The sequence below is a fragment of the Chlorobium sp. genome, from assembly GCF_036528655.1.
Lineage (GTDB): Bacteria > Bacteroidota > Chlorobiia > Chlorobiales > Chlorobiaceae > Chlorobium.
This window is the reverse complement of the sequence record NZ_JAIGND010000041.1, coordinates 1-15640: the sequence shown is the minus strand read 5'-3', so window position 1 is coordinate 15640 and position 15640 is coordinate 1. Positions and strand designations below refer to the sequence as shown.

The following is a 15640-nucleotide window of genomic DNA, read 5'->3' as shown; positions in this document are numbered from 1 at the left end:
AACATAGGCAATTTTCCGTTCATCATGGGTTTTTTCGACAATTTCAAATTGTCCCGGCTGAAAGAGGGGCTCAGCAAAACAAGAGAGACGTTCCGCGACAAGCTTTCGGTAATAACGCAGGGTAAAACCGATATCGACGAAAAGTTTCTCGAAGAGCTTGAAACCATTCTTGTTGCCGCCGACGTCGGCGTGGAAACGACGCTTTCCATCGTCGATGCGATAACCGAACGGGCGAAAAAAGAGACCTATCGTTCCGAAAAGGAGCTGAACGATATGCTGATGGACGAGATTCAGCAGATGCTGCTCGATACCGACACGGAGCATCCGCTCGATTTCGACGTTCCGCTGCCCGAAAGTCCCTATGTGATTCTTGTCGTCGGCGTGAACGGAGCAGGGAAAACCACAAGTATCGCAAAGCTGGCCCATAACTACGACAAGGCCGGCAAAAAGGTTATCATCGCCGCAGCCGATACATTCCGTGCCGCGGCTTACGAACAGTTGAAAATATGGGCTGATCGAGCCGGCGTGCCGCTTATCGGCCAGGGACAGGGAGCCGATCCCGCTTCGGTGGTCTATGACGCGGTCAGTTCGGCCGTGGCCCGCAATGCCGATGTGGTGCTTGTCGATACCGCAGGCAGGTTGCATAACAAGAGCCATCTCATGGAGGAGCTTGCCAAGATCATGCGGGTTGCCCGGAAGAAAGTGCCGACTGCGCCTCATGAAGTGCTTCTTGTGCTTGACGGAACGACCGGACAGAATGCCGTACAGCAGGCAAGGGAGTTCACGAAATTCGTCAACGTGACCGGGCTGGTGCTGACCAAGCTTGACGGTACTGCAAAAGGAGGGATCGTGCTCTCCATTTCACGGGAACTTAAACTTCCCGTCAAGTACATCGGGGTAGGAGAAAAGATTGACGATCTGCAGCTGTTCGACCGGGAAAAATTCGTCGAAGCCGTTCTGGGACGTCAAGGGAAGTGATCCCCGCAATCCGGCATTACAGCCGGAAGGAAAGTGTGGAGACGGGCAAGAAGGGTTTCCGGATCCGAGCAGTGCAGAAGGTGCGTCCTGTTCCGGGTATCCTGCGCACCAAGCCGGGCAGCAGGTGAGGCGGTTTCCGGACATTGCTCCAGCCATGCGGCCATACCGTCTTCGAGTTTTTCAGGGCTTCTTAAGATCGCTATATGGAAAATCGACGTTTCCGGCCGTTCGAGAAGATAATCGATGTGCCAGTGCAGTTTTTTTTCGACGGGAGGCAGGGTTGCCGGACATGCAATGTCGAGTCGCTGAAGCAGTCTGCGCAAATCATTCAGGATTGGATGGGGCCGGGCGCCTCCGGATCTCGACGCATGTCGCATAAGCCTTCTGGCCAGCGGTTCGGATCCCGGTCTGCTCGCGAGCGCCGAACCGAGATAGATGTAGCATCCTGCAGCAAGAGGTACCGGCACCCCTTTTCTGAAACTGCCGAATGCGATCTGAACGGGTTTTCGCAGATCGATAAACAGAAGATAGGTGCCCTGTTTTTCTTTTTCACCGAAAATCGTGAACTTTCCCGATTTCATTGTCCATACGTTTATCTCAAGTCGGTTCTCAAGTTATGAAAGGCGTTATATATACAAACCGTTCGATGTTGCTCCACAGATGCGGTATTCCGGAGCGGGTTCCATGAACAGGCCGGGCGGGCATATGGCCGAAAGGCGCAGGGAGATGGTCGATGGACTCCGGCAGAAAGGCATTTCCGACCTGCGCGTGCTCGAAGCTATGGAAAGCGTGGAACGCCACCGGTTCATCGACGAGAAAAGCCATTCCTGCGCATATGAGGATTCTGCTTACCCGATAGGGTACGGTCAGACCATATCGCAACCCTATACGGTTGCCTATATGACCTCCCTCCTGGTTGAACGTTGCCCTCCTCCGGCAAGGGTGCTCGAAATCGGTACCGGTTCAGGCTATCAGGCAGCGATACTCGACGCGATCGGTTATCGGGTATACACGGTTGAACGAATTCCCGCACTGTATGACCGCGCTGTACAGCTTTTTGCCGAACTCGGGCTCCCCATTTCATGCAGGCTCGGTGACGGTTCGCTCGGCTGGCCTGAAGAGTCTCCTTTCGGGGGTATCATGGTTACGGCAGCTGCCCCTCGCTGTCCGGAGCATCTTCTGCAGCAGCTTGCGGAAAACGGGAGTCTGGTCATTCCGGTCGGCGAACAGGGGATGCAGCGGATGACCGTCTACCGCCGGGTCGGCCCGCGCTACGAAAAAGAGCTGTTTCATCATTTCGCTTTTGTCCCGCTCATCGGAAGGGAGGGTTGGAATTGAGCGATTCCGGTCGTAATTTAGTCTCCCGGTTATTTCCGGTTCCAGGCTCCGCCCTGATTTATCAATATTATTCAAGGAATGAACTGTTATGGCTGTAATGACCAGCTTGCGGGAAAAAACCCATCTTATTCTTTACGCGCTTCTGGCAGCATTTGTTGCGCTCATCGTGTTCGAATGGGGGATGAACTTTTCCGGTTTTTCCGGAAACAAGGGCGGCGCTGCAGGCAAAGTGAACGGAAAAGAGGTTCCCTATGCGCGATATGAGGAAGTTTACAGGGAATTTACGGAAAACTTCCGCAGGACCAATCCCGGAGACGATATAACTCCGGAAGTCGAACTTGGCCTTCAGGAGCAGGCCTGGAACGTTACCGTCGATCAGACGCTGCTCGAAGAACAGTTCAGGAAATTCGGGATCCTCGTAGACGACAGCGAAATCGTTGCTGCGCTCGATGGAGACAATCCTCCGATGATCATACGGCAGAACTTCGTGGATCCGGCAACCGGAACCCTTGACCGCAAGAGACTCGATGCCGCTCGTCGTGATCCGAAAAACAAGGAGATGTGGCTTCAGATCGAGGATATTGTTCGTCGGGAACTCAAGGTCAGCAAGCTCATTCGTGCCCTGCAGTCCATGGTACATGTTTCGGATCGTGAACTCGACGCGGTCGTCAAGCGCGAATACATGATGTTTTCGGCATCGTTCATCCCGGTTCCGCTCGATGTAGCCGGTGCCGACAGCAAGTTTCCCGTGAAGGCCGAAGAGATCCAGGCCTATTACGACAACCACAAGGAGCAACTCCGGCAGCCGCCATCGAGAAAAGCGGATTATGTGTTTTTCCCGCTCGTTCCTTCATCGAAGGACAGCAGCGTCGTTCGTACTGAACTCGAGGCGCTCAGGGCGGAATTCGCTTCGACTCAGAACGACAGCGATTACGTTAAAGTGCAGAGCGATCGTCCCACCGGAGTCGATCGTCAGTACAGTCGTGCCGATTTCTCGCCTGAAGCCGGTGCTTTTGTTTTCAGTAACGCAAAAGCCGGTACTGTCGTCGGTCCTGTTGCCGATAACGGCTACTACCGGTTGCTGAAAGTAAAGAAGGCCGTCGCCGGAGAACCGGTGGCACGGGCATCGCATATTCTTCTTCGTTTCAATCCTGCAAGCAGGGAGGATGTTGCGAAAGTGAGGGCGCGAATGGTGGATATCTATAAAAAGCTACAGGAAGGCGTTCCTTTCGAAACGCTTGCCGGAAAGTACTCCGAAGATCCCGGAAGCGCGGCAAGAGGCGGCGATCTCGGATGGTTCGGAAAGAATGCCATGGTACCGGAATTCGCCGAAGCCGTCTTTTCCTCCAGACCGGGTTCGCTGACGCGACCGGTGCAGACGAAATTCGGCCTGCATATCATCAGGGTGAACGCAATAGATCAGAGCGCCTTGGTGTGTTCGGAAGTCGTCCGTCTGATCAGGCCCTCGAGCGAAACGGTCGACGCATCGAGGCGGACCGCCATGGTTTTCCAGATGGAGGCTAAAGAGAAAGGCTTTGAGAAGAGCGCCGCTTCCGGCAAACTGCGCATCGAAGAAACCGGAGAGTTCAGCCGTCGGGCACCCATTCAATCTATAGGCTTCAACGAGAAAATAGCGGCATTCGCATTCGGTGCTTCGGAAGGCGAACTGTCTGACGTTATCGAGACGGAGAAGGGCTTTTACGTTATGCGCCTTACCGGCAGGAACGATACGGGATTTCGTGCTCTTGACGATGACCTGAAAAAACGCATTACCGCCGAACTTGTTCGGGAAAAGAAAGAACAGGCCCTTGAAAAGATGCTTGCCGCGCTCTCTGCAAAGCCGGGGGCGACTCTCGAAACCATTGCGGCTGGCAACAAGGCGTTCGATATCGTACAGGCTGACGATATTCGTTGGGTTGATGGATATATTCCCGGTTACGGCGTTGACCGTCCGCTTGTAGAGGCGATTTCAGGCATGAAGCCCCGAGTGCTCTCAAAGCCGGTCAGAACCACGGCGGGCTATGCGCTCGTGAGGCTCGACAAACGCGTCATGCCCGGCGATGTCGATATTAAAAAGGTCAAAGTCAATGTTATGCCCAACCTTGTCAGGGCCAAACAGGAGCAGTTCTTTGCGGAATATTTCGCTTCCCTGCGCAAGAACGCAAAGATCGAAGATCTCCGCAAGTAAACGGTTGAATCATCAATTGATTACAGGGCTGCCAGGAACTCTTCCAGGCGGCCCTTGATTTTTTCTGCCGAATCGAGCTTAAGGCACTCGGCAGCGAGCATTTCAGTATCGGCAATGGTCATGGCCGATACGAGTTTTTTCTGCTTGGCTATATCGGCGCTAACAATACTGAACTTGCGAAGGCCGCATCCAACGAGGAAAGGCAGCGCAAGAGGATCGGAACCCATATCACCGCATATTGAGACACGGCATCTGTTTTGCTGGGCTTTAGAGATGACCCGGTGCACCTGCCGTACGATCGCCGGATGGAACTTGTCGAACAGATCCTGTACGATAACGTTGTTCCTGTCAACCGCAAGCGTATACTGCGTGAGATCGTTTGTTCCGATACTCACGAAATCGACCTCACGGGCAATTTCGGCGATCATTTCCACTGCGGCCGGCACTTCGATCATGGCTCCGATGAAGGGCTTTTCGGCATGTCCCTGCTCTTCCTTCAATTCATCGCACAGCTTGTCGAGCGTTACCGTAATGAACCGTATTTCCTCGACGGAGGTGATCATCGGCAGGAGGATGTGGATGTTTCCGTGTATGTTCGCCCGCACAACGGCCCTGAGCTGGTTTTCAAGGATTTCAGGAACATCGATGAGTATTCTGATGCCTCTCCATCCGAGATTGGGGTTGGGTTCCCTTACCGGAGAATAGAGCAGCTTGTCGCCGCCGATGTCGAAGAGTCGCACAACAAGCGGCATTGGGGCGATTGTTTCGGCCATTTCGAGGTAATAGCTGAACTGCTCCGATTCTCTGGGTACCTTGGTTCCGTCGATAAAAAGGTTTTCGGTTCTGAAAAGCCCCACCCCTTCCGAACCGGAGGCCTTCATTCCTGTCAGCTCCTCCTTGAAATCGATATTGGAATAAAAAGAGATTCTGACGCCGCAACGGGTATAGGCCGGCTGGTCAGCCGTTCTGGAGGCATCGGCCTCGAATCGCAGTTCTTCTTCCCGTTTTCGGGTATACCGTTCAACGGTTTTCTCTTCAGGATTGATCACCACCGTACCGGTTCCTCCGTCGATGATCAGCTGATTGCCGGTCGATACCATCTGCGAGAAATTGCCGAGCCCGACAACCATCGGGATGTTGAGCGACTTGCAGATTAGCGAAATATGGGAGGTTTTACCACCGGTATCGGTGACGAAGCCCTTGACGTTGCTGCGGCTGAGCAGGATGACGTCTGCCGGTGACAGATGTTCCGATACTACGATACTGCCTTCGGGTATCCATGAGTGCAGCTTTTTGATGTGCAGGTTCCTGATGATTCTTTCCTTGATGTCCCTGAAATCACAGGCTCGCTCCTGGAAAAGCTGGTCATCCGAGTTCATGAAATGTTCGAGGTACCTGCCGAATTCCTCGTCGATCACCAGCGAAGCCGCCTTAAGCTCCTTACGGATCCGGGCTGTAATGGCCTCTATAAGCACCTGGTCGTGCAGCAGCATGATCTGGGCTTCAAACAGGTTCGCATAGCCCTTGCCCAGTTTTCTCGTCGTTACCCGCTCGATTTTTTTCAGTTCTTTTTCCGAACGGTGCAATGCGGCGACAAACCGCTCTATTTCATGCTCGATCTCTTCGGGCAGAATGGTTCTGCTCTCGTGCTCGTACTGTTCCTTTTCAAACGCATAGGAGGTTCCTATGGCTATACCGCGGGATGTTCCGATCCCGCGATACGAATCCTCGCCCGATTTAAGAACGGCCCCTTTATACTTTTTCCGGCCTTCCTCCGGCATTGTGGGAAGTTCGGATTGTCCGGTGATATTTTCACTCATACTCGTTGTTTAAAAAGGCGCATCGTCCTGGTTGATGAAGGATGTGGAAGGAACACGGGGTTCGGGAGATTCCGGAAATTCATGGGTTGGCGGTTCTCTGCCGTCTTCATGCTCTCCGCCGGTGATATAGACGTTGGCAGTGGACTGAAACCGTCCGTAGTTCTTCATGAAGAGGAGCCGTATGTCGCCGATAGGGCCGTTTCTCTGTTTTCCGATGACGATTTCGACGATGTTTTTCGTGGATGAACCGTCCTCGAACGTATCTTTGCCGTACATTTCCGGTCGGGAGAGGAACATGACGACGTCGGCATCCTGCTCGATGGAGCCCGACTCCCTGAGATCGCTCAGCTGAGGTCTTCTGTCGCCTGATCGCTGTTCGACCGACCGGTTGAGCTGGGCAAGCGCGATGACCGGTATGTTCAGCTCCTTGGCCAGCGCCTTGAGCGAACGGGATATCTGCGCGATTTCCTGCTCGCGGTTCGATTTTCCATCCCTGACCGGCGTTACCAGCTGCAGGTAATCGACCACCACCATGCCGATATTATGTTCCTGCTTCATCCGGCGCGTTTTTGCCGACAGCTCCATAATGGAAATACCCGGGGTATCGTCTATAAAGAGTTTTGCATCGTTGAGTTTGTCCATGCTGTTGATGATCCGTCCCATCATCTCGGGAGATATCCGACCGGTCCTTACCAGCTGCGATTCAACATAGGCTTCTGCGCACATGAGCCTGATCGCAAGCTGAACTTCTGCCATTTCAAGGCTGAAAAAAAGCACGGGAGTATTGAAATCTACCGCAGCGTTTCGCGCAAGAGCCAGAGAGAATGCGGTCTTGCCCGCAGACGGTCTTGCCGCGATGATGATCATATCGGATGGCTGAAAGCCTGCGGTGAGCTGATCGAGTTCCGAAAAGCCCGATCCGACACCGGTGATCGACGATTGCGATGCTCTGAGGGTTTCAAGCATGCGAATGCCGTTCTTCACCAGATCCTTGATAGGCGACGCCTTCTTTTTAATGCCGGCCTGCGAAATATTGAAGAACTGCTGGGACGCATGTTCGACAAGGTCGAAAATATCCATCGACGAGCTGTATGCGACGGAGGATATTTTCGCAGATATGGAGATCATCCGCCGGAAAAGATATTTCTCTTTGGCCAGCCGGGCGTAATACTCCACGTTGGCCGCACTGATGACTTTTCCGGAGAGTTCAGCAAGGTAATGCCTGCCTCCCACGGGCTCCAGCTCGTTCATTTTCAGCAGTTCTTCGCTGACCGTGATCAGGTCGATAGCCTGCCGTTTATGATAGAGCCGCATCATGGCCGTGAAAATGATCTGGTGCCGCTTTTCGTAGAACACTTCCGCCCCGTTTTCGCCGAAGATCTGTATGACCTGTTCGACAGGCTCTTCTTCGAGCAGAAGGCAGGCAAGCACTTCCTGTTCGATATCGGTGGAATAGGGTGGTACCCTGCTTTCGCGGCTGAAATCGATATCCTTGCTGAAATCGATGGCGTCGGATTTCTGTTTCTGTGCTGATCGTATCATGGTCATGGATTGTTCGTCGTACCCGGCAGAGCGTCGTAATGGCTGCGCATCATCTGGACGTCTTCCCAGCATCCACGTTTCCAGTTCGGATTCCGCAGGAGCGCGGCCGGGTGATAGGTCACCACGCAGTCGAATCGCTTCCAGCGTATGATCTTTCCTCGCATTGCGCCCAGTGAAAGATTGTTATCAAGCAGCGAATTGGCGGCAACCCTGCCGAGCAGGAGCAGCATGCCGGGATCTATCAGTTCAAGCTGTTGCAGAAGCCAGGGAAGACAGCATTCGATTTCCCCGGGCAATGGGTTGCGGTTCTGCGGAGGCCTGCATTTCAGGATGTTGCAGATGAATACCTCTTCCCTCCGGAACCCCACGGCCATCAGAATTTTGTCGAGTAATTGACCGGAACGTCCGACGAACGGGCGACCAAGAGCATCTTCATCGGCTCCCGGCGCTTCGCCGATCACTACAAGCCTCGCCGTTGGATTTCCTTCGCCGAAAACGAAGTTTCTGCGGGTCGTCGAAAGCGCGCATTTCGTACAGGTTTTTGCGCTTTCGTACAACTCCCGGAGATCCCGGTATGGGGAGTTTTCACTGTCCCGAGTCGGGCGTTCTGCGAGCTCGCTGCCTGTAAATAACAGTTCCTGCATGGTTAACGTTCGGTTTCTCCGTTACCGGCTGCGGCGATAAGCTCTTCGACGTGGTTGAGCAGCCTGCGTGCAGCGTCGGTTTTCTGCATCGGCGGAAGGCTCGTTTCGCGATGGTTACGGTCAATGAGGGTCAGCGAGTTGGTATCGACCTCGAACCCGGAGGTTTTCCGGTCGTATGTGTTGAAGGCGATGAGGTCGAGATGTTTTTCGTCGAGTTTCCGGTGCGCGTACGCCAGCCCTTCGGAGGTTTCGAGGGCAAAGCCGACGGCAAGCTGGCCGGGTTGCTTCTGTGCTCCGAATTCGGCAATGATGTCGGGATTGCGTACCAGATGCAGCTGCATCTGCTGCTCGTTCTTTTTCAGTTTGCCCTCGTACGGAATTTCAGGCCGGTAATCGGCTACAGCGGCAGCGGCAATGAAAATCGCGCAGGTGGTATAGAACGGTTTTGCCGCATCATGCATCTGGCAGGCGCTTTCGACATCAATCCGTTCGATCCCTGCCGGCGTTTCAAGGTGAACCGGACCGGTGATAAGCCTCACATCCGCTCCTCGCTCCCGGGCCGCCCGGGCCAAGGCAAAACCCATTTTTCCCGACGAATAGTTCGAGACGAACCGAACGCCGTCAATTTTCTCCCTGGTCGGTCCTGCCGTGACGACCACCTGCAGTCCGGCGATGAGAGAGTCCGGCAGGCCAGCCTGCAGCGCAGCGTCGATGCGCTTTGCGATTATCCCGGGATCCGCCATTCGTCCCGTTCCGCACTGTCCCGATGCGAGATCGCCGCTTTCGGGTTCGAATACGGTACATCCTCCGGCAGCAAGCGTTGCGACATTTCGCTGTACCGATGCCGACCGGTACATCTGGCCGTCCATCGCCGGAAAAATCAGCACGGGTTTACCCGGGCGCAGTGTGATAAAACAGGCCGAAAGCATGTCGTCGCAAAGGCCTGCGGCAAGCCGGGCCAGGGTGTTGGCAGTTGCCGGCGCGATGACGAGGGCGTCGGCCCATTCGCCCAGCGAAATATGCCGGGTGAAATCCGTTCCCGGGATGTCGGCGGGCGGAAACATTCCGCTGCAGACTGCCTCGCCGGAAACCGTAGCCAGAGAAAGTTCGCTGACGAAACGGCCTGCCGAAGCGGTAAGGGCGACACGGACATTCGCACCGGCCTTCTTTAACAGGCGCACAATTTGCGGGGTTTTATAGGCGGCAATGCCGCCGCTGACGCCGAGGATGATGTTTTTGCCTTTCACTGCGACCAACAGCTTCGTTCGTTAGAGAAGAACACAGAGTAATGTATAAAAAGAGAACGACTTATTTCTTTTTGTCCTGCTTGTTTCCGGAGGGCATAATGCGTTTCCAGAACTGCTCCCATGTGTGGAAGCGCTCGCGATAGGAGATGCTCGCCCCCCAGGTTTCGGAGGGTTTCTGCAGATTGGTGTTCGAGCCCTGTCCGGGAAGCTGTCCGTATGAGCGGTAGGCTTCGACATAGACCTTCGGCGTTACCCGATACTCTATTTTCTGAGACGTGCCATAATAGCTGAATAGCCCCTTATCCCTGATATCCGGGCTGCTTCCCGTTCCTACGAAGCGCATTCTGCCATCCGTTCCGGGAATGTTCACGGCAAAGTAGAGGTCGAGTCCGCTGAGCTGTCCTTTGCTGTCGACTCCCATGTTGACATTGAAGCTTTCTACTCCGGCAATATTCTGGATCGCCCTGGAGAGCTGCGAGGACAGGAGTCCCGAACCGGCAGCCAGGCCTGCGCTCGAAACCGCGATGCTGCCGATCTGGCCGGTGGTTCCGGGGGGAGCGTACCACTGTTTCGAGAGCAGCATGGAGAGCACGTTGATTTCCGCATTGGGATCGATCTGGCTCGGCTGCCCGCCGATCATGCTCTGCGAGGCATAAGGCTGCATCTGTTCGTTCAGATAGTAGCCCATGCCGACGCGCGGTTCATTGAGCGTGCCGGTAATGGCAAGCAGCAGTTTTACGTTGTCTCTTTCGCCGGTCTGCGGATTAGTGACGCTGAGATATCTGGTTCCGTAAAGATTATCCATCTGCCCGTCACGTATTTCAACGTTGTTCCAGGTGATTTTTCCTCCGTCTTCCAGATCGAAGTTCGTATTGGAAAACCGGTATTTTCCGTCGGTGATGTTGACCGATCCATACAGCCGGTATCGCTGGCTGCTTTTGTTGACGATCAGGTACAGATTGCCGATTGTGGTTTCAAGCTCCTCGCCCCTGAGGCGATCGAAAATTACCGTATATTTTAGTGGTTCGATGCCGGTAAGTTTCAGATCTCTGATCTGCAGGATATCGAGCAGCGAATAATAGAATTCCACCGGACGTTCCTTTGTGCCGTTATTCTCTCCGTTACCGGTTTTTTCAGCAGGATAGCGGGGGACGAACTCGATGAATTTTTCAACGCCTGCGTATTTTGCGCTTGCGTTCGCCCCGGCTCTGTAGAGTGAAAAGTCGGCATTGTCGATCCGCATTTCTCCTTCGACAACCGGCGAGGCGAGGTCGCCATGCATTCTTATCGAACGGGTGGTTCCGGTAATGGTGCCGAAAGAGGTTTCGTCTTTTTTATCCTTTTTATCGAACAACAGCAGTTGTGAACAACTGGCTCCAAGTGCGAGGGTTTTCGGTTCAAGATCAACAATCCGGATAACGCCGCTGAGCTTGCCGGTGCCGCCTGATGCGTCGCTGACGAGGATATCCTTCAGTTCCACCTGTCCGGGATTTACCTCTACGGCGCCATTGAGTATATAGGTAACCTGCGTCGGTTCAACCGTTATCCTGGTATTCTGCAGGCGGGATGTGAGGTAGATATCCGGTTTTGGCGTTCTTCCCCCTATCACGAGCGTGGTGGGGATGATGCCTTCGGCGTTTTCGAAAAACGGCAGTACATACTCGATGAACCGGGCCGAGAGGTTATCCGACCGGAACGATGCATTGACGGGTTGCTGTGCCGGAACGCTCGCTTTCCACGGGAAGTACTGCAGACTCAGCGGTATCGATCCGCTTCCCTCTATGGTATTCATGGAAAGCGAAGCGGGCGATCCCGAAGCTGGTGCGGCCGAACTTCGGAAATCGAAACCGAGACGACTGCCTCCGTGGCGGGCGTTCAACTGCATGTTTCCGAACAGCAGCTTGTCGTAGCGCACTCCTTTTCCTGTCAGGGCAAGAGCGCTCTGTTTGGCTCCCGGCGAACCGCTGACGGTCAGCGATCCATTGATGGTGCCGTAGAGTCCGGCTTTCGATCCGGAAGGGGTTTTTGCATTGAAACCGCCAAGATCGATATTGGAAATCGCGCACCGGAAGGTGCCGGCCCGGTCGCTGCTCAGCTCTCCGTCAAGCACCACCTGCTGAATGCCTTTGGCCGCGCTGAGTCGGTTGAACATCAGCGAAGAACTTCCGATAACGATGCGGGAGCCTGACGGAACAACCCACATCTTTCCACCGCTTCCGATAGAGAATTCAGCGACGTTCAGGTCATAGACGCCGCCCCGCTGCATTGCAGATACACCGGCGCTTATTTTCCATGCCTGATCGGGAAGGTTGCCATCGAGGGCGGCAACGAGTTGTCCCGGGGTATAGGCCATGTCGAAAACAAGTCCGGAGGCGCGGACTCCCGACGCAAGCAGAGTTGCGGCCGTCCCTTTTGTAGAGGCTTTCGGAATGCCTTTCGACGAGCATTCCATCGCGGCCGTGGCTTTCATGTCGTTCAGCGTCGTGCCTTCCGAAACAAACAGGGGAAGATCTATGGATGAGGTGATCGAGCAGCTCCCGTTGCTGTAGAAAAGCTCACCTTCGGCGCTTCCCTGAAGCGTCATGCCGTTTACCGGCAGGACGAGCGCGAGCGGCGCGACTTCCCTGACGGCAAACCGATAGGCTACCCGGAATGGTTTGTCCGGGTCAGGCTTTGAAACGTTTTCGGGGATAGAAAGGCCGGTTTTCCAGAGGCTTCGGGCTGTTATTTCTCTTGCTGTCCCTTCCCCGGCAAGCAGCAACGCTCCGGTGAGCTGTCTGAGGGTATACTGGCCGCTGAGCGACGCATCGAGAAAATCGCTGTTGAAGGTGAACCGGGAAGCGCCGTCGCGCTGGACGATGGCGGCGCTGCATTCGGATTTGTCTTTAAGCCGGAACCCGTTTATCGATGAAGGCGCAAAACGTATGAGTGCAGCGGCATTCAGAGTCCGGGCATCGATGCCTTCGCCTTTCAGCGCGAAGGTTCCGTTCAGGTTGGTCGTGAAGTTGCGGGATGCAAGGGGCTTTGCAAGGTCAATCCTGCGCATCTTTCCTTCCGCGCTGTACCTTGGTTCCTTCGCGTTCCAGTCGATTTCTCCGCTTGCATCAAGCTGTTCGTCGCCGTTCAGCAGTACAAGCGCCGTACCGATTTTGTTATTTTCATAATCCACAGAGAAAGAGCCGCTACGGATATCCTGCTTTTCCCAGTAGGAGTCCCGGATGTCGGCGGAAAGAGAGAGTTGTTCAAGGCTTTTGAGCCCGGTACTTCTTGCGGAAATGTCGCCGGACGCCTGCAGCAGGTTTTTTCCGCTTTTTCTTCCCGCCGCTTCGGCGATCCGGTACGGTTCGAGATCGTCAAGCCTGAACGAACCCTTCCATGCAAGCTGTTTATTGAGGTTTCCGACGGCTTCCGCATCGATGGTGACCTTGCCGATTCCGGTCATGAGGGTGAACGCTGTTTCTGCCTGTTTCTGCGACACTTCAGCACGACCGAAGAAGCTGACGGTTCCGAGTTGTTCGGCCAGGCTTTCATAAGAGGTATCCCTGAGAAAGGTTTTGAAGAAAACCGGCTCGATGGTCGAGCTGTCGCACACCGCCTTGAAGGTCATGTCGTTGTCGCTGCGAAGCCGACGCACTTCTCCCTTCAATGACAGCCGGCTTTTTCCATACAAAACCCGGGAATCGAAAACTTCCAGCGAACCATCCGAGAGCTTTGCGTCGCCTTTGAGGCGATAGAGGCCATCCGGCAGGCGAAGTTCAGGAAGAAAGATTTTCAGGTCTTCGGTATGCAGGTTCAGCGCATGGATATTGACGAACGAGCGGCTTGTCTTGAGGCGCTCGACAAACTGCTTTGCGTCGCCCTCTTTGAACAGGTCGAAATCGTCGAGCGAAACCGAGAGTTCCGCGTTGCTTCTGCCGCTTCTGGCCTTGAATGCAAGCAGTTCGCTGCGGCTTGGGGAGAAGTGGAAGGTTCCCGAAGCCTCCTTCAGACTGAATCGGTGGGAAGGCAGGGTGAAACTGCCTTTTTCGAGAACGCCACCGAACAGATTATCCTTGATCCTGAGGTCGGCGATTCCCAGGTCGATGTTTTCCGACCGGTACTCGACGGGCGGTTTTCCTGTCGTCTTTCTGAGCAGGGAGATGCTTCCCCTGCTCACCGAGATTTTTTTGCAGAAAAAACTCTCGATAGGTGCTCTGGAAGAATCCGGTTTGCGGGAGGAGAAAATCCGTTCGATATTGAGTTTTCCGTCTTCACGTTCGATAATTGCGGCGCTGAGGCTGTCTGCCGCGATCCTTCTGAACGAAAGCCTGCGGATTTCAGGCTGCAGCAGCATGAGAAAATTGAACCGCAACCTGATCCTTTTCGCTGCTATAGCGGGCGCTTCGGCCCCGGGCTCATAGATCGACGGTTTCAGGAGTGTTACCCTGTTCGGAAACTGGAGTGTGACATCCTGCAGCTCGAGCCGCCCGAAATACTCGTCGTTGAAGAGATCCACGATCTGATCGTGCGCATAACGGTTGAGCATGCCGCTGTTCAGAACGATGGCAGCGATGACCGAAACCACGAAAATGCATCCCGAAATCACCATCAGGATGGCAATTATGGAGCGTTTAATCGTTTCCAAGCCGAGCCCCCGGACAGTAACGTTTCAGGATGGTGTCGATAATGCCGGATGTCGAACGTTCCTCCAGCAGGGGAACAGTCATGACGCTGCCGCCTGCCGCCACAACGGCTTTCGCTCCGGCAATTTTCTCTATCGGCCAGTCGGCCCCCTTAACCAGTACATCGGGAAGCAGCATGCCGATCAGCACTTCAGGCGTATCCTCATCGAAAATCGTAACGGCATCGACGGCTTCGAGAGCGGAAAGCAGTTCCGCGCGATCTGGTTCGGGGCATACGGGGCGGAGGGGGCCCTTGATGCGACGCACCGAATCGTCGCTGTTCAGACCGATCACCAGCGCGTCGCCGAGTTCGCGGGCAGCCGCCAGATACCGGGCGTGACCCGCATGCAGAATGTCGAAGCAGCCGTTCGAAAACACAACTTTTTTTCCTTGTGATTGCCAGTCGCGTACTTTAAGGACTGCTTCCTGATGTGTGAATAGTTTAAAGCTCATCGAAGTGCTTTCTGACCGTTATGTTTACGGTAATGTACTCTACACAATAACAAATATAATGTTATTCATCACTTTGGATATACCCAAACCATCGGGAATGGCGAGTTCCTTCCTTACTCGGACGATTATGCCGCAAGCGGTATTTCAGAACTCTTTTTGTAACATAACTCCGGTTTGCTTTTTTTTATCAGTAGACTGAAGGGAACCTCTGAAACGTGTGAAGAGCGATCAAAGAAAACAAGCACCATAAAGGAGCGCGAGTATAACAGCGCGGACGGAGCGGAGAAACCAGAGTGTACACCGCAGCACATGAGGATTTCGAGCACCGACCAACACAGCAATTTGAGTTCGTAATTACTTTTTAGAGGTTCCCTGAGCCACTGGATGTGAAGAACAGACAATACAGGGCAGATTATAGAAAAAATGTATGAGTATTGATGTTAACGAGTTGCGGGCCAGACTCAGGAGATTTTCCGGAAAAGCGGTCCAGCGGGTTACATACAATGTGATCGATCTGCTCGGTTTCATGGTGCGTAAACTCAACAGACGTCAGACCGTTATCCTTGCATCCCTTATTGGTGATTTCATGCACCATGTTATCAGGCTCAGGCGATCCATGGTTTATCGCAACCTGAGTCTGACATTCCCGGACAAATCAGGGGAAGAAATTCGTCGTATCGCCAGGGCCATGTATCGGAACGTGTTCGCAACGTTACTCGAAGTGCTGCGCCTGCCACTGATCCGGAACCGCGAGGATGTGGCCAAACTT

General features: G+C 54.1%; 11 protein-coding genes. 4 read left to right on the top strand and 7 right to left on the bottom strand.

What is annotated here, in order from left to right; genetic code table 11:
- Positions 1-24: 24 nt before the first annotated feature.
- Entirely contained in the window at positions 25-978 is a 954-nt protein-coding gene (gene ftsY, locus K4305_RS11090) for a signal recognition particle-docking protein FtsY (protein WP_331562554.1), read from the top strand.
- Here the strand turns inward: ftsY and K4305_RS11085 are convergent.
- Positions 966-1559, bottom strand: a complete 594-nt coding sequence (locus K4305_RS11085) for a GIY-YIG nuclease family protein (protein ID WP_331562512.1) — start codon at positions 1557-1559, stop codon at positions 966-968. The two genes, ftsY and K4305_RS11085, sit on opposite strands and share 13 nt — an antisense overlap.
- 124 nt (positions 1560-1683) lie before the next feature.
- Here K4305_RS11085 and K4305_RS11080 point away from each other — a divergent pair, with 124 nt between their 5' ends.
- Complete coding sequence (locus tag K4305_RS11080; protein ID WP_331562511.1) at positions 1684-2316, top strand: protein-L-isoaspartate(D-aspartate) O-methyltransferase; 633 nt, start codon at positions 1684-1686, stop codon at positions 2314-2316.
- Positions 2317-2404: 88 nt separating this feature from the next.
- The gene (locus K4305_RS11075) at positions 2405-4504 is read left to right on the top strand and encodes a peptidylprolyl isomerase (protein WP_331562509.1); all 2100 of its coding nucleotides are present in this window, start codon (positions 2405-2407) and stop codon (positions 4502-4504) included.
- A gap of 20 nt (positions 4505-4524) precedes the next feature.
- Here K4305_RS11075 and ptsP read toward each other — a convergent pair whose 3' ends face one another.
- The 6 genes from ptsP to rfaE2 all read right to left on the bottom strand — a co-directional run bounded on the left by ptsP (position 4525) and on the right by rfaE2 (position 14871).
- Positions 4525-6285, bottom strand: a complete 1761-nt coding sequence (ptsP, locus tag K4305_RS11070; RefSeq protein WP_331562552.1) for a phosphoenolpyruvate--protein phosphotransferase — start codon at positions 6283-6285, stop codon at positions 4525-4527.
- A 48-nt stretch (positions 6286-6333) separates the two neighbouring features.
- Positions 6334-7866, bottom strand: coding sequence for a replicative DNA helicase (gene dnaB / locus K4305_RS11065; protein WP_331562508.1), 1533 nt, complete (start codon positions 7864-7866; stop codon positions 6334-6336).
- Between the two features lie 2 nt (positions 7867-7868).
- Positions 7869-8510: a uracil-DNA glycosylase gene (locus K4305_RS11060; protein WP_331562506.1), complete on the bottom strand. Its 642-nt coding sequence runs from the start codon at positions 8508-8510 to the stop codon at positions 7869-7871.
- A 2-nt stretch (positions 8511-8512) separates the two neighbouring features.
- On the bottom strand, positions 8513-9757 hold the full coding sequence (coaBC, locus tag K4305_RS11055; RefSeq protein ID WP_331562505.1) for a bifunctional phosphopantothenoylcysteine decarboxylase/phosphopantothenate--cysteine ligase CoaBC: 1245 nt from the start codon (positions 9755-9757) through the stop codon (positions 8513-8515).
- A gap of 61 nt (positions 9758-9818) precedes the next feature.
- On the bottom strand, positions 9819-14381 hold the full coding sequence (locus K4305_RS11050; protein ID WP_331562504.1) for a translocation/assembly module TamB domain-containing protein: 4563 nt from the start codon (positions 14379-14381) through the stop codon (positions 9819-9821).
- Positions 14368-14871, bottom strand: a complete 504-nt coding sequence (gene rfaE2, locus K4305_RS11045; RefSeq protein WP_331562503.1) for a D-glycero-beta-D-manno-heptose 1-phosphate adenylyltransferase — start codon at positions 14869-14871, stop codon at positions 14368-14370. Before rfaE2 ends, K4305_RS11050 begins: the two co-directional genes overlap by 14 nt.
- 427 nt (positions 14872-15298) lie before the next feature.
- Here rfaE2 and K4305_RS11040 point away from each other — a divergent pair.
- On the top strand, positions 15299-15640 hold a 342-nt coding region (locus K4305_RS11040; RefSeq protein ID WP_442880474.1), incomplete at its 3' end, for an LpxL/LpxP family acyltransferase.